Source organism: Myxococcus sp. CA040A, from assembly GCF_013336725.1.
GTDB classification, from domain to species: Bacteria; Myxococcota; Myxococcia; order Myxococcales; family Myxococcaceae; genus Myxococcus; species Myxococcus llanfairpwllgwyngyllgogerychwyrndrobwllllantysiliogogogochensis.
The window spans coordinates 1-21,693 of the sequence record NZ_JABUMR010000010.1 but is presented as its reverse complement, the minus strand read 5'-3'; the positions used below and the strand labels follow the sequence as shown (position 1 = coordinate 21,693).

18 protein-coding genes and 1 pseudogene are annotated in these 21,693 nt (G+C 70.3%); 7 read left to right on the top strand and 12 right to left on the bottom strand.

The features are described 5' to 3' along the window. Positions 1-181 precede the first annotated feature (181 nt). Complete coding sequence (locus tag HUA75_RS37195) at positions 182-1,147, bottom strand: gamma carbonic anhydrase family protein (protein WP_246137437.1); 966 nt, start codon at positions 1,145-1,147, stop codon at positions 182-184. A 378-nt stretch (positions 1,148-1,525) separates the two neighbouring features. On the opposite strand from HUA75_RS37195, the gene HUA75_RS37190 reads away from it, so the two are divergent. After that, positions 1,526-2,947, top strand: coding sequence for an MATE family efflux transporter (locus HUA75_RS37190; protein ID WP_174489129.1), 1,422 nt, complete (start codon positions 1,526-1,528; stop codon positions 2,945-2,947). Positions 2,948-3,045: 98 nt separating this feature from the next. After that, positions 3,046-4,368, top strand: coding sequence for an amidohydrolase family protein (locus tag HUA75_RS37185; RefSeq protein WP_174489128.1), 1,323 nt, complete (start codon positions 3,046-3,048; stop codon positions 4,366-4,368). 45 nt (positions 4,369-4,413) lie between these two features. Here the strand turns inward: HUA75_RS37185 and HUA75_RS37180 are convergent, their stop codons facing one another. The 7 genes from HUA75_RS37180 to HUA75_RS37150 form a co-directional block, all read right to left on the bottom strand. Then, complete coding sequence (locus HUA75_RS37180; RefSeq protein WP_141645442.1) at positions 4,414-4,833, bottom strand: VOC family protein; 420 nt, start codon at positions 4,831-4,833, stop codon at positions 4,414-4,416. A gap of 21 nt (positions 4,834-4,854) precedes the next feature. Then, positions 4,855-5,268: a hypothetical protein gene (locus HUA75_RS37175; protein WP_174465706.1), complete on the bottom strand. Its 414-nt coding sequence runs from the start codon at positions 5,266-5,268 to the stop codon at positions 4,855-4,857. Between the two features lie 106 nt (positions 5,269-5,374). Beyond that, complete coding sequence (locus HUA75_RS37170) at positions 5,375-6,409, bottom strand: ABC transporter ATP-binding protein (protein WP_174453785.1); 1,035 nt, start codon at positions 6,407-6,409, stop codon at positions 5,375-5,377. Continuing rightward, entirely contained in the window at positions 6,409-8,070 is a 1,662-nt protein-coding gene (locus HUA75_RS37165) for an iron ABC transporter permease (RefSeq protein ID WP_174453786.1), read from the bottom strand. The genes HUA75_RS37170 and HUA75_RS37165 overlap by 1 nt, the downstream gene beginning before the upstream one ends. Continuing rightward, positions 8,067-9,113, bottom strand: coding sequence for an ABC transporter substrate-binding protein (locus tag HUA75_RS37160; protein ID WP_174453787.1), 1,047 nt, complete (start codon positions 9,111-9,113; stop codon positions 8,067-8,069). The genes HUA75_RS37165 and HUA75_RS37160 overlap by 4 nt, the downstream gene beginning before the upstream one ends. 124 nt (positions 9,114-9,237) lie before the next feature. After that, complete coding sequence (locus tag HUA75_RS37155) at positions 9,238-10,518, bottom strand: SO2930 family diheme c-type cytochrome (protein ID WP_174453788.1); 1,281 nt, start codon at positions 10,516-10,518, stop codon at positions 9,238-9,240. Between the two features lie 25 nt (positions 10,519-10,543). Beyond that, positions 10,544-12,076 (bottom strand): parallel beta-helix domain-containing protein, encoded by a 1,533-nt coding sequence (locus HUA75_RS37150; RefSeq protein WP_174489127.1) that lies wholly within the window; start codon positions 12,074-12,076, stop codon positions 10,544-10,546. A 208-nt stretch (positions 12,077-12,284) separates the two neighbouring features. Here HUA75_RS37150 and HUA75_RS37145 point away from each other — a divergent pair, with 208 nt between their 5' ends. The 4 genes from HUA75_RS37145 (at position 12,285) to HUA75_RS37130 (ending at position 16,569) form a co-directional block, all read left to right on the top strand. Next, positions 12,285-13,235 (top strand): DUF3445 domain-containing protein, encoded by a 951-nt coding sequence (locus HUA75_RS37145; RefSeq protein ID WP_174465701.1) that lies wholly within the window; start codon positions 12,285-12,287, stop codon positions 13,233-13,235. A 190-nt stretch (positions 13,236-13,425) separates the two neighbouring features. Continuing rightward, positions 13,426-14,211 (top strand): FKBP-type peptidyl-prolyl cis-trans isomerase, encoded by a 786-nt coding sequence (locus tag HUA75_RS37140; RefSeq protein ID WP_141645450.1) that lies wholly within the window; start codon positions 13,426-13,428, stop codon positions 14,209-14,211. Positions 14,212-14,323: 112 nt separating this feature from the next. Continuing rightward, positions 14,324-15,154, top strand: coding sequence for a dienelactone hydrolase family protein (locus tag HUA75_RS37135; protein ID WP_174489126.1), 831 nt, complete (start codon positions 14,324-14,326; stop codon positions 15,152-15,154). A gap of 116 nt (positions 15,155-15,270) precedes the next feature. After that, entirely contained in the window at positions 15,271-16,569 is a 1,299-nt protein-coding gene (locus tag HUA75_RS37130; RefSeq protein ID WP_174489125.1) for an alpha/beta hydrolase, read from the top strand. Positions 16,570-16,578: 9 nt separating this feature from the next. Here the strand turns inward: HUA75_RS37130 and HUA75_RS37125 are convergent, their stop codons facing one another. From HUA75_RS37125 to HUA75_RS37110, 4 genes are all read right to left on the bottom strand, one after another. Continuing rightward, a complete protein-coding gene (locus HUA75_RS37125) occupies positions 16,579-17,307 on the bottom strand; it encodes a CAP domain-containing protein (protein WP_174489124.1) in 729 nt (242 codons plus the stop codon). Positions 17,308-17,376: 69 nt separating this feature from the next. Next, entirely contained in the window at positions 17,377-18,030 is a 654-nt protein-coding gene (locus tag HUA75_RS37120; protein ID WP_174460622.1) for a CAP domain-containing protein, read from the bottom strand. A gap of 71 nt (positions 18,031-18,101) precedes the next feature. Then, entirely contained in the window at positions 18,102-19,448 is a 1,347-nt protein-coding gene (locus tag HUA75_RS37115) for a DUF1552 domain-containing protein (RefSeq protein ID WP_174489123.1), read from the bottom strand. Continuing rightward, positions 19,445-21,124: a DUF1592 domain-containing protein gene (locus HUA75_RS37110; protein WP_371746278.1), complete on the bottom strand. Its 1,680-nt coding sequence runs from the start codon at positions 21,122-21,124 to the stop codon at positions 19,445-19,447. Before HUA75_RS37110 ends, HUA75_RS37115 begins: the two co-directional genes overlap by 4 nt. Positions 21,125-21,387: 263 nt before the next feature. Between HUA75_RS37110 and HUA75_RS37105 the strand changes: the two are divergent. Continuing rightward, positions 21,388-21,693, top strand: a pseudogene (locus HUA75_RS37105) (AAA family ATPase); the annotation flags it as partial.

The window sequence follows — 21,693 nt, the reverse complement described above, 5'->3', positions numbered from 1 at the left end:
TGAAAGCCCTCCGTCCGGTCCCCGCGCGGCCAGGCCCACCCGGCCACTCCCCGCGCGGCTTCCCGCTTCCTTCACGATTTGGACGGAGGTGCCTTACGGCACGCGCGGCGCACGCGCTGACGGGCGACCCGCCGGGGCCTCGCACGGCCTCCGGGTGTGGCGCGCCCGCCGGACACGGTCTTCAGCTCACGCGGCGCAGCTCGGGCAGGTCCTCGGGCCGCAGGGCCCAGACGGGCGCGGGTGGCAGCGCGGAGAGGAAGCCCGTCTGCACCGCGGGAAAGCCGTCCACCTGCGCCGCGTCCGGGAACAGGGTCCCCGCGCGGACCAGGCTGCCCGCGCCAACGATGCAGCCCCGGCCCAGGCGGCTGCGGTCGCAGAGGATGGCGCCTGGCTCCACCACCGTCCCCGCGCCCACGAAGCAGGCGTGCACCAGGCAGCCCGGCCCGATGAAGACGCCGTCCTCGATGACGAGCGAGCCGCCCGGCTGCAGGTGCACCACCGCGTTGGCGTGGATGCGCACCCCCGCGCCGATTCGCAGTGGGACGTGGGACTCGCCCACGATTCTCACACCGGGGCCGATGATGGCGCCCGGTCCGATGAGCACGTCTCCCGTCACCTCGCAGGAGGAGAAGAGGGTGGCGGTGGGGTGGACGAGCGGGTGCTTGTCTCGGAAGGAGTACAGCTGTCCCATGGGAGCGTCCTCGGCGCGGTCTCTCGCGAAGAAGGGGGTAAGGGGTTGTTCGGGCAGCGAGAGGGTGCCGCCTCGCGCGGTGCGCAGCCGCTCCAGGTCGCCGGTGTCGACCCTGCGGACGACCCGGGCGGGCCGCCCCACGACGACGGAATCGGAGGGCACGAACATGCCCGCGGGCACCAGCGTGCCATCCGCCACGAGGCAGCGGTCTCCCAGCTGCGCGCCGGGCATGAGGATGGCGCCAGCGCCCACGTCACACAGGTGGCCCGCCGATGCGCCGAGCATGAGGCTCCTCGGACCGAGCGCGGTCTTCTCTCCCACCGCGACGGGGTGTCGGGCCGTGCCGATGACCACGGCGTTCTCCCGGACCGCGGAGCCCGCGCCCAGTTGGACCGCGCCTTCCGGAGAGCACACCACCGCGCCTTGTGCGACGTGGACCCCCGGTCCCAGGTGCATGCGTCCCAGGAGGCGCGCACTGCTGGCCAGACGGAAATGAGCGGCGCCCTGACTGGGGTCCGTGGAGGGTGCCACACGCGAAAAGCTCGTCACCATGAGTGGGGGCAAGCTACACCTCGGCTCGGGACAGAAGGACGGCCCGCCGGCGCTGGATGGGTGTTCGAGGCAGGACGACCAACCCCTCGGGGCTCCGCCTCCGGTACGGGGCAAGCGACCTCCACGCACGCTCGTCCGGGCGCGAAGGACAAGGGCCCGCCCGCTCGTCCTCCCGACGTGCTCCGGGCCCGGGGTCAGCCGATGACGGCGGCGGCCGTCCCTGGACGCGCCCGCGCCTTCCTGCCAGAAGGGCCCAGGTTCGGGGCGGCATGGAGGCCGGAAATGTCGGAGGTGGATGCGCCGTCGTCGCGGGAACCCGCGGTGGGGCTCTGGGCTTCGCTGAAGGAAGCCATGCATGGCACCGAGCGGGACCTCACGGGTCTGCCGGTGAAGCGGGCCATCTTCCTGCTCGCGGTCCCCATGGTGCTGGAGATGGTGATGGAGTCCATCTTCGCCGTGGTGGACGTGTTCTTCGTCGGGCGGCTGGGCGCGGATGCCGTCGCGACGGTGGGCCTGACGGAGTCGCTGCTCACCATCATCTACGCGGCGGCGGCGGGCCTGAGCATCGGCGCCACGGCGCTGGTGTCGCGCCGCATCGGTGAGAAGGACCCGGAGCGGGCCGCGCGCACGGCGGTGCAAGCCATTGGCCTGGGGGTGCTGCTGGCCATTCCCGTGGCGGTGGCGGGCGTCGTGTTCGCCCGGCCGTTGATGGAGCTGATGGGCGGCTCGCCGTGGGTGCTGGAGCACGGCGTGCGCTACACGCGGGTGATGCTCGGCGGCATGGGCAGCGTGCTGCTCCTGTTCCTCATCAACGCCATCTTCCGGGGCGCGGGGGACGCGGCCATCGCCATGCGCGTGTTGTGGCTGGCCAACGCCATCAACATCGTCCTGGCGCCCATGCTCATCTTCGGCCTGGGGCCCTTCCCGGAGCTGGGCGTCATGGGCGCCGCGGTCGCCACCACGTTCGGCCGCAGCTGCGGCGTGGTGTACCAGCTCTACCGGCTGGCGCGGGGCAGCGGGCGGCTCCAGGTGCGCCGCGAGCACCTGCGGCTGGAGCCGGGGACGATGCTGGCCATGCTGAAGCTGTCCGGCGCGGGCACGGCGCAGTCGCTGGTGAACACCACGAGTTGGGTGGTGCTGGCGCGCATCGTCGCGACGTTCGGCAGCGCGGCGGTGGCGGGCTACACCATCGCCATGCGCATCGTCCTCTTCGCGCTCTTGCCCTCGTGGGGCCTGGCCAACGCGGCGGCCACGCTGGTGGGGCAGAGCCTGGGGGCGAAGCAGCCGGAGCGCGGCGAGCGCGCGGTGTGGACGGCGGGCGTCATCAACGCCGTCTTCCTGGGCTCGCTGGGGCTGTTGTTCATCGTCTTCGCCCAGCCCCTGGTGAGCGCCTTCTCGCCCGACGCGGCGGTGGTGGACTACGGGGCCCACGCGCTGCGCATCATCAGCGGAGGCTTCCTCTTCTACGCCTTCGGCATGGTGCTCACGCAGTCGTTCAACGGCGCGGGGGACACCGCCACGCCCACCCTCATCAACATCTTCTGCTTCTGGTTGCTCGAGCTGCCGCTGGCGTGGGTGTTGTCGGGGCCTGTCGGGATGGGGCCCTCGGGCGTCTTCCTGGCCCTCACGGTGGCCTTCTCCATGCTGGCCATCGTCTCCGCCATCCTCTTCCGGCGAGGCACCTGGAAGCTGCGCGAGGTGTAGGGGGCTTCCGGCTTCTTCCGTGAGCGCGCGGTGCGCTCACGGTGGGAATGCACCCGGGCGCTTGACTCGGGTGGGGGGAGCGGAGGGCAATGGGCCTCATGAGACGTGCGCTCCTCGTGGCCTGCCTGGTGTTGGGACTCCCTTCCTCCGCGGCCGAGCCGCCCCGGGCCTACGTGCTCAAGGCCGCGCGCCTGTTCGACGCGAAGACGGGGAAGCTCGTCACGCCGGGCGTGGTGGTGGTGACGAACGGCAAGGTGGCGGCGGTGGGCGCGGGCGCGAAGGCGCCAGAGGGCGCGCGCGTGGTGGAGCTGGGGGACGCCACGTTGCTGCCTGGCTTCATGGACTCGCACACGCACCTGACGGGCGAGCCGGGCGAGGACTGGAGGCAGGACGTCATCGACTCGCTCCAGCGGACCATTCCGGAGCAGACGCTGGAGTCCCTGCCGCGTGTGCGCGCGACGCTGATGGCAGGCTTCACCACCGTGCGCAACCTGGGCGCCGGAGACTTCATCGACGTGGGGCTGCGCAACTCCATCCGCCGAGGCACGGTGGTGGGGCCGCGCATGCTGACGGCCACCGCGGGACTGGGCACGACGGGCGGCCACTGCGACGAGGGCAACTCCTGGCGCAAGGGCGTGCTGGCGGACGAGACGGGCGCGGGCGTGGCGGACGGGCCGGAGGCGCTGCGCGCGAAGGTGCGCGACACGCTCAAGTACGGCGCGGACCTCATCAAGGTGTGCGCGACGGGCGGCGTGCTGAGCCTCAACTCGGATGTGGACTCGCCGCAGCTCACCCAGGCGGAGTTGGATGCGATTGTGGATGAGGCGCACGCGCGCAAGCGCAAGGTGGCGGCGCATGCCCACGGAGCGGAGGGGGCCAGGCGGGCCATCCGCGCCGGCGTGGACTCCATCGAGCACGGCTCGCTGCTGGATGACGAGGCGCTCGACTTGATGAAGCGCAAGGGCACCTGGTTCGTGCCCACCGCCATGGCCTTCCAGGGCGTGAAGGAGCGCGCGGACCAGGGCCGCCTGCCGGAGGACAACATCCGCAAGGTGCGCGCGGTGGACGAGGCGCGCAAGCAGTCGCTGCGCAAGGCGATTTCGCGGGGCGTGCGCATCGCCTTCGGCACGGACGCGGGGGTCTTCGAGCACGGGCGCAACGCGGGCGAGTTCGCGCTGCTGGTGGAAGCGGGCATGGCGCCGGCCGAGGCCCTGCGCGCGGCGACGGTGCACGCGGCGGAGCTCCTGGGCGTGTCCGCCACGCTGGGCACGCTGGAGCCGGGGAAGCTGGCGGACGTGGTGGCGGTGCCGGGCAATCCGCTCCAGGACATCCGGAAGACGGAGGCCGTGTTCTTCGTGATGAAGGAGGGCGTCATCTACCGCCATGACACCGAGCCCGCGGTGCCCTCCGCCGCCCGCTGAACGCCCCTCCCGCGGGCCCGCATCGCTCGTGGGTGGGGGGCTGCTTCAGGCGCCGTGCGCGTCACCCAGCGAGGCATCCCAGAAGGACGCCTCCACCTTGTGGCCGTCCGGGTCCCTCACGAAGCAGCCGTAGTAGGGCTCGCCGTAGAGCGGGCGCGGACCGGGGGCGCCCTCGTCGGTGGCTCCCGCCGCGAGCGCGGCCGCGTGGAAGGCGTGCACCATCTGCTTCGAGGTGGCGATGAAGCCGAAGTGCGTGCCGTTGCCGACGGTGGCGCGCTGTCCGTCGAGGGGCATCTGCACCCAGAACTCCGGGAACTGCTTGCCGTAGGCCACGGCGTTGGGGAAGTCGAGCACCCGACGACAGCCCAGCGTGGCGAGCACCTGGTCGTAGAAGGCCACCGCGCGGGCGAAGTCATTCGTTCCGACGGAGACGTGAGAGAGGATGCTCGGGTTTTCGTCGCTCATGGATTCCTCGAACCTATCGGCTCAGGGGCAGTAGGGGCAGGAAGGCATGCCCGGATTGTCTGATTCGAACTGGGCGTACACGCGGCAGTTGTCGTTGCGCTTCAACGTGTTGCCCTGGCAGCCGTAGTGGTACGCGGCCTGGCAGAACGCGGAGGACTGCGGGTCCGCCGCCGGCCCCGAGTACGGACTGGTGCACGAGCCCGACGTGCCGCCACACTCGTCCGCGTCGTCCTTCAGCTCCGAATACGAGCACGAGCTGTTCTCGCCATACGCGGAGCAGGTGCTGTCGGACGGGCACCACTTGCAGGCATTGGCGACGTACTCACTCGCGCACGAGCCGCAGGTGGAAATCTCCGTACAGACGTCGTCCTCGGTGCAGGCGGAGAGGCCGAGGGACAGCACGAGGAGCGCGAGCAGGGTGATGTGACGGGGCAAGGTGACTCCGAATACCGGGGGGACACGGGATTGTTGTCGGAGCCTCGTTTTTCAATCAACGAGTCCGGAATCATCCAGGGCGACTCCTCCGAAGACTCTCGAAATCTCAGCCGACGGAGAACAGGCGCGCCTTGCGGAGCTGGACTTTGAGTGTCTGACCCGGGCGCACTTCAAGTGGTGGGGCCACCACGCGCAGCAGGGTGCCGTCGACGGGGAAGCGGTACTCGGCGGCGTGTCCGAGGAACAGGCGCGCGGAGAGGGGCAGAGGGGTGCCCTGTTCACCGAGCGCCAGGTCCTCGGGTCGCACGACCAGGGTCGCGGGGCCCGGGGGCGCCGAGGTGTCGGCGGGCAGTTGGAACACCGTGCCGCTCCGCGCGGTGTGGAAGGCGCCCTCGCGCACCTCGCCGGTGAGGACGTTCGCTCCGCCGACGAAGCCCGCGACGAAGGGCGTGGCCGGCTCGCGATACAGCGTCTCGGGCGCGTCCACCTGCTCCAGCACGCCCTGGTTCATCACCGCGATGCGGTCCGACAGCGCGAGCGCCTCGCCCTGGTCATGCGTGACGAAGACGAGCGTGGTGCCCAGCCGCGCGCGCAGGGCCGCCAGCTCCGCGCGCAGCTCCTCACGCAGCGCCGCGTCCAGGTTGGAGAGCGGCTCGTCCAGCAGCAGCACGCGGGGGCTGGCCACCAGCGCGCGCGCCAGGGCCACGCGCTGGAGCTGTCCGCCCGACAGCTCGTGGGGCCTTCGAGTCGCCAGCGCCTCCAGGCGGACCCAACGCAGGGCCTCGCGCACCTTCGCGGCGACCTCCGTCTTCGACATGCGACGCAGCGTCAGCGGATAGGCCACGTTCTCTTCCACCGAGCGGTGCGGCCAGACGGCGTAGCCCTGGAACACCATGCCCAGTCCGCGCCGCTCGGGCGGCACGCGCACGCCCGGCCCCGCCACCATCTCCCCGCCAATGCGGATGACGCCCGTGTCGGGGTGCTCCAGGCCCGCGAGCATCCGCAGCGTCGTCGTCTTGCCGCAGCCGGAAGGGCCCAGCAGCGAGACAAGCTCGCCCTCGCGGACCTCCAGGCTCAGGCCGCGCACCACGGGCGTGGCGCCGTAGGACTTGAACAACCCCTCCAACGAAATCGCCGCCATCACCGCGCCTCCGCCGCGCGCCGGGCCACCAGCGCGAGCACCGCTTGTCCCAGCACCACCAGCGCGACGAAGGCGCAGGCCAGCACCGCCGCCGCGGCGGGGTCCGCGTAGCTCTGCAGGTCGAACAGCAGCTTGCCCAGCACCTCCGAGCCCGCGGGCACCAGCAACACGGACATGGTGATTTCCGTCGCGCACGAGAGGAAGGCCAGGATGAAGGCCACCATGAGCGCGGGTCGCAAGAGGGGCAGGGGCACGTCGACGAAGGCCCGCAGCGGCCCCGCTCCGCTGATGCGCGCCGCCTCCGTCAGGGACGGGTCCAACTGGGCCAGCGCCTCCGCGCTGTTGCGCGTCCCCAGCGCCAGGTACTTCGCCGCATAGGCGATGAGCAGCAACCACGGCGTGTGCGCCAGCGCGAGCACGAAGGCCACCTTGTCCACGAGGATGAAGCGCCAGTCCCGCGAGAAGGCGAGCAGCAGCGCCAGGGCCAGCACCGTGCCCGGCACCGCATAGGGCCAGACGGCGACGGCCTCCACGCCCGCGCCGAGTCGGCGGAAGGCCCGCTGGAGCAGGGCCGCGGCGAGCCCCAGCCCACACACCAGCGCGCCCGCTCCCGTCGCGAGCAGCAGGCTGAGCCCCGTGGCGCGCAGGGTGCGCGGCTCCAGCAGGACGCCGGACCAGTGCGCGAGCGTGAGCTCCTCCCACGCAAGCCTCGCCCCGAAGCTGCGCTGGAGCGAGGTGAGCAGGATGGCGGCGAGCGGCAGCAACACGAGCAGCGCGCACGTGCTCGCGACCCCCACGGTGGCCCCGGTGCGCGCGCGGCCCAGGGACAGGGGACGCGAGGCCAGGCCCTTGCCCGTGCTCAGCCGCACGCGGCCCGAGCGGCCCAGGGCCCACGTCGCCAGCAGGGACAGCGGCGTGAGCAAGAGCAGCGCGAGCGCGAGCGCGGAGGCCCGGCCCAGGCCCTCGTCCCCGAGCAGCACGAGTTCGTAGATACGCGTGGTGAGCACGCGCGTGGGCGGAGACGCGGACACCCCCAGCAGGTACGGCACGCCGAACGACGACGCCGCCATCAGGAACACCATCACCGCGCCGGACAGGAGCGAGGGGAGCACCAGCGGCACCGTCGTCGTCAGCAGGGCCCGCGCGGGCGAGGCGCCGCACACGCGCGCGGCCTCCTCCAGCGCGGGGTCCACGCGTCGCAAGGCCGCCGCGCCCGCCAGCAGCACCAGCGGCAGTCCGGACAATCCCTCCACGAAGGCGATGCCCACCGGGCCGTGGATGTCGAGCGTGCCCTCACCCAGCAGCCGGTTGAGATAGCCCGCGCGCGGACTGGCCAATGACAGCCAACCCATGCCCCAGATGAACGCGGGAATCGCCGAGGGCAGGGTGAAGAGGACGGTGAAGGCGCCGCGCAGCGGCAGGTCCGTGCGGAACAGCAACAGCGACAGGGGCGTGCCCAGGACCAGTGCGAGCACCGCCGCCCCGCCGGAGATGGCCAGCGTGTTGCCCAGCGCGCCCGCCTCCGAGGCCAGCCAATCCCAGCCGAGCGTTCCCGGGGCTCCCGCGCCGCGCGCGAGCAGCAACACCACCGGGCCCACCGCGAAGAGGACCAGGGGCACAAGCCACGCGAACAGCCCGAGCCACCGCGCCGGGGGGCTCATTTCGAGAAGGCCCGGCTGAAGGCTTCCTTGATGACGCCACCGCGCGTGAGGCCCTCTTCCATCAGCGCGGGTGTCCACGGCTGCGTGCGTGTCAGCAGGGTGTCCACGCCGGGCTCGCCGCCGGGGCCCGGGAGGCGTGGATCCACCGCGTGCATGTCACCCTTCTCGACGATGAGGCGCTGTCCCTCGGGAGACAGGAGCACGTCCACCACCGCCTTCGCCGCCACGGGGTTGGGTGTCGTCGCGAAGAGGGCCACCGGCCCGGGGATGGTGACGGCGCCGTCGGTGGGCCAGACCACGCGAATCCGACTGCCGCGTGAGCGGGCCGTCAGCGCGTTCTCCAGCAGCAGCACGCCCGCGTCCGCCTCGCCGCTCTCCACCTTCTGGAGCACCGCCGCGTTGCCGCCCGCGACGATGGCGCCGCGCTCGCGCAGGCCGGTGAAGTACCCGTCGCCATACTTCGACTGACAGAACACCGCCCAGGTGAAGGCCGTGCCCGACGTGAGCGGGTCGCCAATGGCCACCCGTCCCGTCCATGTCCCGTCCACCAGCGCCGCGAAGGACGTGGGCGGAGGAGGGGAGTCCTCGCGGTGCACCAGCACCATGGTGGACACGCGGATGGAGGCATGGCGGGCGTCCAAATCCAGCAGCGAGCGCGGGACGCGCAGCACATGCGGGGAGGCATAGGGCAGGAAGGCGCCGGAGCGTGCCAGCCGCTCGACGAAGAACGGGTCCGACGCGGAGAGGATGTCGGCGCGCACGGCGCCGGCGGCGCGCTCGGCCTCCACCCGGCTGGCCACCTTCTCGCTGCCGGCCTGGTACCAGCGCACCGTGACGCCGGGGAGCTTCTTCTTCAGCAGCGGCTCCAGCGCGTCCAGCACGTGCTGGTACATGGACGTGTAGACCCAGACCTCGCCGGATGGCGCGCCCTCGTGGGAGAGGGTGGCGCCGGACGAGGGCGCGGCGGACTCGATGCGGCACGAGGCGAACACGGCCAGCGCGAGGATGAGGCCGGCCGCTCGGGCCAGGGCGGGAAGGGACATGCGCCCGGGATTATGCGGCACCCCCGCCGAAAGTCGTCGTCCCTCACGGACACCTCTTCAAAAGGAAAGCCCCCTCCGCGCCCGGAAGGCACGAAGGGGGCTGTCAGTCGACACGCGTGTCGCCCTACTTGCAGGTGCGGGGCGTCATGGCGTCAATCCAGTCGGCGATGAGCTGCGAGCCCGCGTCGTGGCGCAGGGCGCGGCCAATCTCCGGCATCATCTTTCCCGACTCCTCGGTGTTCATGCGGTACCAGAGGATGGACGTGGAGTGGTCTCCGGGGACGATGTCGAACTCACCGCCCACGCCGTTGCCCGCGGAGCCCGGCCGCTTGCAGTGGCCCAGGCTGAACTCGTCCGTCGTCTTGATGTCCAGGAACAGCCGGCTGGTGATGCCGGGCTGCGCCTTCGGGTTGTGGCAGTGCGCGCAGTTGATATCCAGGTAGGTGCGCGCGCGAATCTCCAGGCTCGCCTCCGCCGTGTTGAAGGCGTCCGGCGCGCGAGGAATCTGGATGGCGGGAGGCAACCCCGTCAGCTTCCCGAGGTCCGCCAGGTGCTGGAGCTGGTTGAGCGTCTGTCCGTCGTAGACATGGTCCCGGTTGAGATACCGGGCCTTCACGCCGATGGGCAGCAGCTGCTGGTTGTCCTGCTCATCCACCACATGGTGGCACTTCTGGCACTGGTTGCGCTGGGGCACCAGGTAGTCGAACTTCTTCGCCACGCCCTGGGCGTCGATGAACTCGAAGTTCTTGAACACCTTGCCGCCCACGGCCTTGTCCGCCTCCGTCAGCGCGTCATTCCAGACGTAGGGATACGCCTCCCAGCCGCCCGGCTGCCGCACCAGGATGCGCGTCTCCAGGGGGCGCACATTCTTGTCCGGCTCCCGGAAGTCGGCGGGGAACGCGAACGTCTTGGTGATGATGGTCCCCACCGGCAAATCCAACACATCCGACGCCGAGTACACCGCCGCCTTGCCCGCGGGCACATACAGCGTGCGGGACTTCAGCGAGTAGTCGGAGAACAGCGGCGTGGTCAGCTCGTAGGGGATGTTGCCCGCCACGGGCTGGAAGTCGCTGGTCGCCGGGCTCCCGGTGAACAGCCCCAGGTCCGACAGCTTGTTGGGGATGGTGACGGTGCCCTCGGGCAGCCCCGCATCGGGAGTGCCCGCGTCCGTCCCCGCATCCACTCCGGCGTCGGGTTCACCGGCATCCGGTCCAGCGTCCGGCCCCGCGTCGGGTGTGGACGGAGTGCCAGAGTCACCCGCATCCGGGGTGCCGCTGTCGTGGTTCCCCGAGTCAGGCGGGTTGTCGCCGCCCGGTGGGTCATCGTTTCCACCCGAGCAGGCGGCCACCGCCGCGGCGAACAGCACCGCGGCGAGGCCCAGGCGAGTCATGTACGGCGCGCGCATGGCGAGTCAGTCCTTGAACCGCAGCTCAGGGAAGCGCCAGCGCGGGGCTGAAGCCCGAGCAGTTGAACGGCGCCACGCCCTGGTTGTAGCGGCGCGTCTCCGCCCAGGCACCCGTCGGGTCGGGCGTCGTCGCGGTGAGCTTCGCCGTCACGGCCATCAGGTCCAGGTCCACCACGGACTCCTTCGAGGACGCCGGCAGCGTGTTGTTGACGAAGCAGATGTTGACGCCGTTGGCGATGGTCTCGTTGCGCGGATACGGGTCGATGCCGTCCCACAGCACGTGCTCCACCCGCTCCACGCCGTGCACGGCCTTGCCGTAGGCGTAGAGGTTGGACATCAGGAAGCCCAGCGGACGGAGCGTCATGCTCGGCGCGCCATGGTCGATGTTGCCGCCGCTGCCACCCGTGAAGGTGTTGTCGTGGATGCTCACGTCCGCGCTGGCGAAGTTGTAGAAGGCCGCCGCCCACAGGACGGGGTTGGGCTCGATGGACAGGCCGCTGAGCACCGCGATGTCCACCGTCTCGTTGTCACCCCACGTGTTGCCCACGAACTCCACCCGGCGCGACGCCAGGATGAACGTGCCCGTGCCCGCCGGCACCTGCGACACCGTGCTGCTGCTGGTCGTCACCGACGCGAAGTTGGGGCGGTTGTTGCCGGTGATGATGTTCTTGGTGATGAGGATGTCGGTGCCCTTGATGGGGTTGCCCGGCAGGTCGAACACCACCAGACCCGTGGTGTTGTCGATGGCCGTGTTGCCCTCCACATAGGCGTACTTCGTGTTCTCGATTTCGATGCCCGCCACGTTCTTCTTCGCGATGTTGCGGCGGACGATGGTGTAGCGCGTCTGGCCCACGTAGATGCCGGCGTCGGCCGCGTTGTACGCCTCGCTGTCCTCGACGAGCACGTAGCGCGACTTCACCGGGTAGATGCCGTACTTGCCGTTGTCCGGGTTGTTCTCCTGCGCCCACTCGGTGCGGATGCGCTGGATGAACACGTTGGCGGAGTTCTCCACGCGCAGCGCGTCCTTCTTCGCGTTCCACAGCGCCAGGTCGCGCACGGTGAACAGCTTGCCAATCACGTCCATGCCGTTGGTGTTGGAGGCGGCGTTGGAGAAGTCCAGCACGGTGCTGGCGGCGCCACCGGTGCCCTCACCCTGCGCGCCCCGGCCCGCGCCGACGATGGTGATGCCGTCCTGGCGGATGGTCACCGCGTTGTCGAAGCGGAACGTGCCCGCGCCCAGCTGAATCGTGGTGCAGGGCTTGAGCTCATTGACCTCGTTCTGCAGCGCCTGCTCCTGACCCGGATTGAAGGTCACCGTCGTCCGCTGCGCGTCGGTACATGAGAACTCGGCGGGCCACACGGTACCTGAGTCAGGAGTCCCGGGGTCCGGGGTCCCCGAATCCGGCGTGCCCGAGTCCGGCACACCGGGGCCCGGGTCCGGGTTGGCGCTCGCGAACGTCCGGTCATCGTCATCATCCGAGCATGCGGGAATGGCGAGCAGACCCAGCGTGGCGACGAGCACGGCACGTGACACGCGCGAAAGCGGCAGACGGTTCATCAGGTTTCCTCCTGCGGAAAGGCGCGCCTCTTCGACTCACATGAGTGCGATGCTGAGAAGCGCGGCGAGGGATGCGCGAATACTCGTCTCCGCGCCGCCCGACCTCAAGCGTTCGGTGAGGAATTCCTCCACGCCTGGGTTTCGTGACGCGGTGCGATGTGCAATGGAATGGAGCCTGTATTTTCGCGGGTCAGGAGACGCGTCCCTCGTGCTGCCCTACTTCCCCTTCGAGCAGGACACCTATGCGACGGCACTTGGAGTACGCGCCCTGCGGGCAGGTGAAACACTCATCGAGATAGACGCACCGCATTATGCGGCTGAGCTGGCGTTGAAGGCGTCGCTGCTGCGCGAGGATTTCCGCGCGCGATTCCAGGCATTGCCAGGAACGGAGCCGCTTCAATGGGAGGTTTTGAGGCTTTTACTGACACGCATGGCGGACGAGTCGCCCGCTCACTTCACGCGGCTGGAAGGCGAGGGCGGACGCTGGCACTGGCGCAACGCGCTGCTCGGCACGGATTCCCGCTTCGTGCCGGGAGACGCGGAAAGCCTGCCCCTGGCGCCGCTGGACTGGGTGGGCCGGCAGGTGCAGGAGGATCTGCTGGTGCTCGACGGCGCGCGTGAGGGTTTTCCGCTGGTCGCCGGCCAGCTCTGTTTTCCTTCCGGGTGGTGCCTGGACCAGAAGCTGGGCCGGCCGTTGTTGGAGGTCCACGCACCGGTGCCGCGCTTCGCCGAGCAGGTGGGCGCCGCCACGCTGCGGTTGATGGAGGGCCTCAAGCCGGGGCGCACCGTCACGCGCTGCAACTGGGCCCTCACCGTCACGGACCGGCTGTGCATGGAGCCCCACGCGCGGGCGGAGTGGCTGCACCTCTTCGACGGCCTCACCCCCCAGAACGCCGGTGAGCGCTGCTTCCTGCGCCTGGAGCGTCAGACGCTCAGCCGCCTCCCGGAGTCCGGCGCCGTCCTCTTCACCATCCACACGTACCTGGCGCCCGTGGCCGGCGAGGTGCCCACGCCCGAGCGCCGCCGCCGCCTGGCCCAGGTGCTGCGCACCGTCCCCGATGACATGAGCGGCTACAAACGCCTGGGCCCCCTGCGCGAGCCCCTGCTGGCGTACCTGGAGGCGCCCCCCTCGGATGCAGGTCCGTCCGAGTCACCCTGAGTCCGGGCGACGAAGACGCCGGGTGGAGAAATATCCCACCCAGATGGAATGAAGGCCAAAGTCTGGCGCTGTTGAGCGTCCAGGTGGTGCCGGCGAGCAGATGAACGCGCGTTTCTGTAGTAAGTCGCCCCTCCGGAACTGTGACTGGCAGCGGGTTCGCTGCCGCTGCAAGCCAAGGAAGGGCAAACACATGCGGAAGATGTGTCTGGTTGCGATGATGCTGAGCGTGGCGGCGTGCCAGCCTCAGGGTGCGAAGGATGGCAGTGCCACGGCGACGACGCCGGGCGCGGCGGCCACCCCGCAGAGCGAGGACCAGAAGACGCTGTACGCGCTCGGCCTGTCCATCGGCAAGAGCATCAGCGTGTTCGAGATGACTCCGGAGGAGCTGGAGTACGTCAAGGCGGGCCTCACCGCGCAGGTCAAGGGCGAGAAGCCCGCGGTGGAGCTGGAGACGTACGGGCCGAAGCTGCAGGAGCTGGCGCGTGCGCGCAGCACCCAGAAGGCGGAGAAGGAGAAGGAGAACTCCAAGAAGTTCCTGGACGAGGCGTCGAAGGAGTCCGGCGCGACGAAGACCGAGTCGGGTCTCGTCTACAAGGAGCTGACCGCGGGCACGGGTGATTCCCCGAAGGCCACGGACATCGTGAAGGTCCACTACAAGGGCACGCTGCCCAACGGCACGGAGTTCGACAGCTCCTACAAGCGGGGCGAGCCCACGCAGTTCCCGCTCCAGGGCGTCATCAAGTGCTGGACGGAGGGCGTGCAGAAGATGAAGGTCGGCGGCAAGGCCAAGCTGGTGTGCCCGTCCGACATCGCCTACGGCGACCGCGGCGCGCCCCCGAACATCCCGGGTGGTTCGGCCCTGGTGTTCGAGGTGGAGCTGCTGGAGATCGTCAAGCCCCCCGAGGCGCCTGCTGCTGGCGCGCCGGGTGCGCCGGGTGCTCCCGCGACGCCTCCGTCGGCCGCGCAGAAGAAGTAGTCACCTCCCTGCTCCACTCGGAGCGGGAGATAGGAGGGCTGGCCAGGGGAATCCCTTGCCAGCCCTCTTCGTTTGGGGCGCTCGGAGCGCCACACGCCGAGGGAGGAACTCGATGCACCGTCACCTGCTGCTGTTGGGCGCGTTGTTGCTGGTGGGAGGTTGCACGCGGGGCAAGCCCCACGAGGTGCTGCGCGAGCCGTCGTCCACGGGCGCGGTCTCCGAGGCCGAGTTCAAGGCGATGCACACCCTGCGCGGTGACGCGCCGCCGGAGCTCCTGGGCCAGGAGGTGGAGGTGGCCGGGACGAAGGCGTACCTGAGCCTGCCGCCCGACGCGAAGGCGCCGCTGCCCGCCGTGCTGCTCATCCACGAGTGGTGGGGCCTGAATCCTCACATCCGACACTGGGCGGACCGGCTGGCGGCCAACGGCTACGCGGCGCTGGCGGTGGACCTGTATGGCGGCAAGGTGGCCACCACGTCGGATGAGGCGCTCGCGTTGCTCAAGGCGGTGGACCCGGCGCGTGGGATGCAGGTGCTGAAGGCGGCGCACGCATTCCTGCGGGAGGACTCGCGGGTGCGCGCGACTCGCACGGGGAGCCTGGGCTGGTGCTTCGGTGGGAGCTGGTCGCTGCACGCGGCCATGGCGATTCCGGAGCTGGACGCGGCGGTCATCTACTACGGCAATCCGGTGACGGACCCCCAGGAGCTGGCGGCCATCCGGGCGCCGCTTCTGGGCATCTTCGGGACGAAGGACGCATCGATTCCGCCCGAGACGGTGCAGGAGTTCCGGGAGGGGCTGAACGCGGCGGGAGTGCGCCACCGCATCGTCGAGCTGGAAGGGGAGCATGCGTTCGCCAACCCGTCCGGCCAGCGCTACGACGAGCGCGCGGCGGCGATGGCCTGGGCGGAGACGTCGATGTTCTTCGAGCACCACCTGAGGCGCTGACAGGGCGCGGATGTCCAGCGGTCCACATGTGCTCGCGGGAGCGTGACGCGAGGTTGCTCCTGGGCTCCAGGTCGGCTTGAACAGGAGCACGGCTTCGGGAGGTGCGGTTGTCGAGGATGGGTGTGAGTGTCGTGGTGGGCCTGGGGCTGCTGCTCTCCGGGAGCATGGCGCTGGCGGCGTCGCCCGTGGTGGCTGACGCGCCGCCGCCGTTCGCGGGAGCGTGGCGGCGACCCGATGGGGGCCTGGTGCGGGTGGGCCGGGACGCGTCGTCGGCCTTCTTGATGGACTTCGCCTCGCGGCGGCGTTGGAGGTTGGAGCCTCGGGGCGAGGGGTTGTGGTCGCTCGAGGGCAGCCGGCCCGCGGCGCTGGCCGTGTGGCGCGCGCCGACGTTGACGTTGAGCGGAGTGGCCGCCGGGGCGCTCGTGCTGGAGCCCGTGCCGGTGCGTACCGAGGAGCTCTCGTTGCGCAGCGGCGACGTCACCTTGTCCGCGACGCTGTGGTTGCCGGCGGGAGGGCCGCCCCGGCACGCGGTGGTGCTGTTGCACGAGGCGGGGCAGGGCACGCGCGAGTCGCTGGAGCCCTATCCGGCGTTCCTCGTCGAACAGGGGCTCGCGGTGCTCACGTTCGATGCGCGGGGCACGGGGCGCTCCACGGGGGACAGTCAGCCGTGGGAGTCCGGGGTGCGGGAGCGGGCGGTGGATGGGTTGGTGGCGGCGCGGCTGTTGCGGCAGCGGGTGGCGCCGGGTGGCGCGGTGGGGTTGATGGGTTTTGGCCAGGGCGCGTGGACGGCGGTGAGCGCGGCGGCGCAGTCGCCGGAGGACGTGGGGTTCCTGGTGTTGGTGTCCGGAGGGGGCGGCGCGGTGTGGAAGCAGGAGCAGCACCGCATGCGCAACGAGGGTCGGCGGCGGGGCCTCACGGGGCCGGAGCTGGTGGACCTGACGGAGTTCCTCGACGTGCTGTACGACGCGCGCCTGTACACGGACGAGGGCGCGGCGCGTGCGCTGAAGACGCTCGACTTCCAGCTCCAGCGGGCCAAGCGCAAGCGTTGGTACGCGGTGACGGCGATGCCGCCCTTCAAGGGCCTGCCGGTGGCGCGCTTCCTGGACGTGCAGCGCAAGATGTGGCGCAACGTGTTGTCCTACGACGCTGCGGAGGACCTGCGGCGGGTGCGCGGGCCGGTGCTCGCGCTCCTGGGCGAGCGCGATGAGACGACGCCCGCTTCGCTCACGGCGCGGGCGCTGAATCGCGGGCTGAAGCTGCGGCCAGGGGCGCCGGGCAGGGCGCTGGTGAAGGTGATTGCCCGCGCGGACCACTGGCTCGCGGAGCCGGCGCGAGAGGACCAGCCGGGAGTGGAGGTGGTGACGAGCGATGCGCTCGACACCCTCTCCGCGTGGCTTCGCGCGCTGGAGCGCTGAGGGCCTGACTCAGTACGGTCGCTGGCCCGAGTAGTTGCCCGGAGGCGCGTAGTTGCAGACCCAGAGCTGCCACGTGGGGAACTGGCTGCCCCACGGCGAATTCGTCGTGCACACCTGCGTGGCGCAGCCCACGCGCTTCGTGTTGCGCCACACCACCTGCGTGTAGTGGCCGCACATCTTGCCGCTCGTGCACGTGTTGTTCGCGTAGTTGTAATCCTTGACCTCGCTGCTCCAGCCCTCCACCACGTTCCGGGTGGACATGGAGTTCGGCGTGGCGGCGGTGAGGTTCTCGCCGTAGCTGCCACGGTCGGGGTTGTGCTCGAATTTGCACTTCGCCGCATACGCCTTCGCGACGTTCTCCGCCGCCGTGTCCCAGGTGAGTGGGTCCAGCGCGGGGCTCGGCGTGGGCTGTGCGGCGGCACGGGTGGCGTTGTGTCCCGCGAGCATGTCCTGGGCGAACGGCGACAGCGTGCCAGAGCCCGAGTCGGGTGTGCCCGAACCAGAGTCCGGCGTACCAGAGCCCGAGTCGGGTGTGCCCGAACCGGAGTCCGGCGTACCGGAACCCGAGTCAGGTGTGCCCGAACCGGAGTCCGGCGTGCCAGAACCCGAGTCGGGAGTGCCGGAGTCTCCGGCGTCCGGGCCGTCATCGTCCGGCTCATCCGAGCCGCAGCCGGCACCGGCGAGCCAGGCCACGAGGAGACCGCAGGTCAGCAGGGGTCGGACGAGGGAGCGGTTCATGCGCGGATTATCCGCCGCCCTCGCCACGTCCGAAAGGGTGTGCGGACCGCGTACCCGTGGCAGCCCGACTCAGTAGGGCCGCTGTCCGACGAAGTTTCCGGGTGGCGTGTAGTTGCACACCCAGAGCTGCCACGTGGGGAACTGGCTGCCGAAGGGTGAGTTCTTCTTGCACAGCACCGTGGCGCAGCCGACCGCGCCCGTCTTGCGCCACACCACCTGCGTGTAGTGGCCACACACCTTGCCCTTCTTGCAGGTGTTGCGCGCGTGGTCGTAGTCCGCGACTTCGTCCGCCCAGCTCTTCACCACCTGTCGTGTCCCCCACGCATCCGGAGTGGCGGCGGCCAGGTTCTCCCCGAAGTCACCCCGGTCGGGGTTGTGGTCGAACTTGCACGCCTTCGCCCACGAGGCGGCCTGTCGCGCTGCGTCCTCGGACCAGACGAGCGGCGGAAGCGAAGGCTTCGGTGTCGGCCGGGCCTGGGCGCGGGCCTCGTTGTGCGCCTCCACCATGTCCCGCGCGAAGTCCTTCGCGGGGGACGGCGTGGGGCGCGACTCCTGGGGAGTGCCGCGCGCGGATGTCTGCTGCCCCCGGGACGCGGTGGTCGCGGCGCGCGGGGCCGTCGAGGACTTGCGCTGCCCCGACTTGGAGGTGGCCGGGACGCAGCTGAGCGGAAGGACGAGCAGGACGAGGAGAGGCCAGCGAAGCGCGAGGGAAGACGGACGCATGACGAGAATGATGCGTCAGGACTCCCACGCGTGCATGTGACGTTGAATCCCCGCGTTCGCGAGGTCGGCGTCTACCCCCCGAACCCCGCCAGCTCGCCCGTGCCATCCGCTCCGAAAGTGGTGACGTTGGGGACGCCCATGGCCCGCATCATGGAGATGTAGAGGTTCGCGATGGGCATGCCCGGTGCGCGCAGATGCCGGTCCGTCCCGACGGCTCCACCCCCCTTGCCCGCGAGGAGCACGGGGAGGTTCCGGTGGATGTGTGCGTTGCCGTCCTCGACCTCGCTGGTGAAGTACACCATGGAGGTGTCGAGCAGCGACGCGCCCGTCACATCCTGGGACTCCTTCAGGCGCCGCACGAGGTAGGCGTACTGCTCCACCTCCCAGCGGTCGATGCGCGCCAGGGCGTCGTAGTTGGACTGGACGTACTGGTGATGCGAGTAGGCGTGGTGTCCGCCGCTGAGTCCCAGAAAGCCATACACCTTGTTGCTGCGCGCGTTGGCCATCATGAAGGTCGCGACGCGGGTGAGGTCGCATTGGAAGGCGAGGACGATGAGGTCCATCATCGCCTTCGTCTTGGTGCGCGGGTCTTCGTCTTCACTCGGGGAGACCAGGACTCCACACGTGGGGCCTTGCTGGCCCAGGGCCTCCATCTGCTTCTCCAAATCGCGCACGCTGGTGAAGTACTCGTCGAGCTTGCGCCGGTCCGTGGCGCCGAGCTGCTTCTGGAGCGTGGTGGCGTCCTCGCGAACGAAGTCGATGATGCTCAGGCCGTAGGCGCGTCGCTTCTCTATCTGGGCCTGCGTCGTCCCGGGGTCGACGCCCGCGAAGAGTCGGTCGAAGACGGCCTTGGGGCGAGCCTCCTTGGCCATGGGCGTGCGGGGCCCTGCCCAGGAGATGTTGTTGGCGTAGGGGCACGCGTAGCCGGAGTCGCAGTTGCCGATGCCTCGGCCCGCGTCGTTGCCCAGCTCCAGCGAGGGATAACGCGTGGCCTTCTGTTGGGCCAGGTGGTTGGCGATGACCTGGTCCATGGAGATGCCCGCGTGGAAGTCGGTGCCCTCCGTCTTGAAGGCCTTGGTGCAGGACAGGAGCGCGGCGGTGCCCGCGGCGTGGTGCCCGTCTCCGTCCGGCCTGCCGGAGTCGTTGGCGAGCCCGCTGATGACGAGCACGTCGCTCTTCACGGGCGCCAGCGGCTGGAGCGACGGCGTCAGCTCCCAGGTGGCGCCGGTGCCTGTCGGTGTCCACTTCTGCATGTGGATGCCATTGGGCACGTAGAAGACCGCCAGTCGGCGGGCGGTGGGCAGGGCCTCAGCGGCGCGCGCGGTGCCGGGCACCATCTGCTCCAGCAGGGGGAGCGCCATCAGCGCGCCCGCGCCGCGCAGCAGGGTCCGACGGGACAGTGACAGCTTCTTGCTCATGGTGACTGGGCCTCCGGGTCTCCCCGTCGGGAGGTGAAGTGGTCGCTGAGGACGATGGCGAGGATGTAGTCACTGAGGCGTCCGCCGCTGGCCTCCGCCGTCGCGGCGATTTCCCTCACCGCGCAGTGGTCGGCCTCCGCCATGCCTCGGCCGAGCGCGTAGGTGAGCAGGTGCTCGGTGAAGCAGGAGGGCAGTTTCGGGTCCTCCTTGATGAAGCGCCGCATGTCCACGCTGCCGTTGAGCACGGTGCCGTCGGGCAGGTCTCCGGTGGCGTCCACGGGCGCGCCGCTGACCTCGTTCAGCCGCCAGCGGCCGATGGGGTCATAGTTCTCCAGCGAGAGTCCCAGCGGGTCCATCATCCGGTGACAGCCCTGGCACTGGGGCAGGCTGCGGTGCAGCGCCATGCGCTCCTTCATCGTCATGTGAGGATTCACGGGGGGCGGCAGGCCCTCCACGTTCGGCGGCGGCGGTGGCGGCGCGGAGCACAGCAGTTGCTCCAGCACCCAGACGCCGCGCTGCACGGGCGAGGTGCGGTCCGAATTGGAGGTGACGGTGAGCAGTGAGCCGTGGCCGAAGATGCCCTGGCGTTCCGGATGACCGGAGAGGTCCACGCGTCGCGGTGTGCCGCTGCCGGGTGGGGGCAGGCCGTAGTGGGTGGCGAGCGCGTCGTTCACGAAGGTGAAGGGCGCGTCGATGAGGTCCCTCAGCTTGTGGTCGCCGGTGATGAACTCCTGGAAGACCAGCTCGGTCTCCTGGCGCATGGCCTCGCGCAGCTTCTCGTTGAAGGCGCCGTAGAGCGCGGGGTCTGGCTCCGCCGAGTCGAGCGCGCGGGTGAACAGCCACTGTCCGGCGAAGTTGCTCACCAGGGCCCGGGCCTTCGGGTCCGCGAGCATGCGGTGCATCTGGGCTTCCAGCTCCGCGGGCGTGCGCAGCTTGCCTTGCTCGGCGGCCTGGAGGAGCGGCTCATCCGGCATGCTGCTCCAGAGGAAGTAGGAGAGGCGGCTGGCCAGCTCGAAGTCGTCGAGCCGGCGCGGCGTGGCGGAGGTCGGCTCCGGGTCCTTCTCCACGCGGAAGAGGAAGTGGGGCGACACGAGCACCGTGCGCAGGGCGAGCTTCACGCCTGCCTCGGGCGTGTCTCCCTGTTGCTTCGCGAGCGTGAGGGCGCGCAGCAGCCGGTCCACCTCCTCGGAAGTCACGGGGCGGCGCCAGGCGCGGCGAGCGAAGCGCGAGACGATGTCGCGGGCACAGGGCTCGGGATTGAGGGCGTCCAGAGCGCAGGTGCGCAGCTGGCCCTGGGCCCAGGCGGTCTCCACGAGCTTCTCCGCCGCCGTGGCGTACTTCTCCAGGAGGAGGGGAGACAGGCTGAGGACATCCGCGTTGTTGTCGAAGCCGTAGCCGTGGTCGTCGGTCGGGAAGTCGCGGGCGGGGCGGGTGGTGTCGCCCAGCAGGTCGCGCACGGTGGCGTCGTACTCGGCGCGGTTGAGGCGGTGCAGGGTGACGCGGCCGGGGTCACCGGAGACGTTCTCGCACTCGTCATTCTGGGTGTGGGGGTTGTCCTGGTCGGGGAGGACGCGAGCCTTGGGCAGTGAGTCGCCCTTGCAGCCGGCGAGCAGCAGCATGCAGCCCGCGCCCGCGAGCCAGTGCCCGAGCCTTCGTTCGTGAGGCCTGGAAGTCACGTCCTCAACCCCTTTCGCAGCGCCGCGCCTGGCGGAATCCGGTCGGGGCAAAGCAAGACGCTCACCAAGGCGTCGCGCTGGGCAGTGAACGCGGAGGGCGTCCTGGGGGGCAGGGTGGACGGGTGGGGACCGTGCTCGCCTGGGTCGCGGAAGGGATGTGGGGGTGAAGAGGGTTTCCCTGGGTGGGCACCGGGTGGCCGAGCACGAGGGGATTCGTGGGGGGCATGGAAGCGGCCTCGAGGCTCCGGTAGAGGAGACGCGCCATGACTTCATCGCGTGCCGATGCCGCCGTCGCTGACGACTTCCTGTTGCTGGTGGACGTGCTGCCAGAGGGGTTGAGGGAGGGCGTGCGGGCGCTTGCTGTCTCGGGGGTGTTGGAGGTGGTGCTGGATTTGGGGCGGGCGCCCGAGGCGCGGCTGGTGGACCGGGTGGTGCGGCTGCGTGAGGCGTTGGTGGGGCCCGAGGATTTGCAGCAGGTGTTGGAGCGGGTGGGGGCTCCGGGGGAGGACAACCGGGCGGGCATCGAGCGGACGTTGCATCGCGTCTCGGCCATCCGGAATCGGCGGGGG

Coding starts and splice junctions, on each gene's coding strand:
- HUA75_RS37195 (WP_246137437.1), bottom strand. CDS start 1,147: ATGCACCTGGGACCGGGGGTCCACGTCGCACAAGGCGCGGTGGTGTGC.
- HUA75_RS37190 (WP_174489129.1), top strand. CDS start 1,526: ATGTCGGAGGTGGATGCGCCGTCGTCGCGGGAACCCGCGGTGGGGCTC.
- HUA75_RS37185 (WP_174489128.1), top strand. CDS start 3,046: ATGAGACGTGCGCTCCTCGTGGCCTGCCTGGTGTTGGGACTCCCTTCC.
- HUA75_RS37180 (WP_141645442.1), bottom strand. CDS start 4,833: ATGAGCGACGAAAACCCGAGCATCCTCTCTCACGTCTCCGTCGGAACG.
- HUA75_RS37170 (WP_174453785.1), bottom strand. CDS start 6,409: ATGGCGGCGATTTCGTTGGAGGGGTTGTTCAAGTCCTACGGCGCCACG.
- HUA75_RS37165 (WP_174453786.1), bottom strand. CDS start 8,070: ATGAGCCCCCCGGCGCGGTGGCTCGGGCTGTTCGCGTGGCTTGTGCCC.
- HUA75_RS37160 (WP_174453787.1), bottom strand. CDS start 9,113: ATGTCCCTTCCCGCCCTGGCCCGAGCGGCCGGCCTCATCCTCGCGCTG.
- HUA75_RS37155 (WP_174453788.1), bottom strand. CDS start 10,518: ATGCGCGCGCCGTACATGACTCGCCTGGGCCTCGCCGCGGTGCTGTTC.
- HUA75_RS37150 (WP_174489127.1), bottom strand. CDS start 12,076: ATGAACCGTCTGCCGCTTTCGCGCGTGTCACGTGCCGTGCTCGTCGCC.
- HUA75_RS37140 (WP_141645450.1), top strand. CDS start 13,426: ATGCGGAAGATGTGTCTGGTTGCGATGATGCTGAGCGTGGCGGCGTGC.
- HUA75_RS37135 (WP_174489126.1), top strand. CDS start 14,324: ATGCACCGTCACCTGCTGCTGTTGGGCGCGTTGTTGCTGGTGGGAGGT.
- HUA75_RS37130 (WP_174489125.1), top strand. CDS start 15,271: ATGGGTGTGAGTGTCGTGGTGGGCCTGGGGCTGCTGCTCTCCGGGAGC.
- HUA75_RS37125 (WP_174489124.1), bottom strand. CDS start 17,307: ATGAACCGCTCCCTCGTCCGACCCCTGCTGACCTGCGGTCTCCTCGTG.
- HUA75_RS37120 (WP_174460622.1), bottom strand. CDS start 18,030: ATGCGTCCGTCTTCCCTCGCGCTTCGCTGGCCTCTCCTCGTCCTGCTC.
- HUA75_RS37115 (WP_174489123.1), bottom strand. CDS start 19,448: ATGAGCAAGAAGCTGTCACTGTCCCGTCGGACCCTGCTGCGCGGCGCG.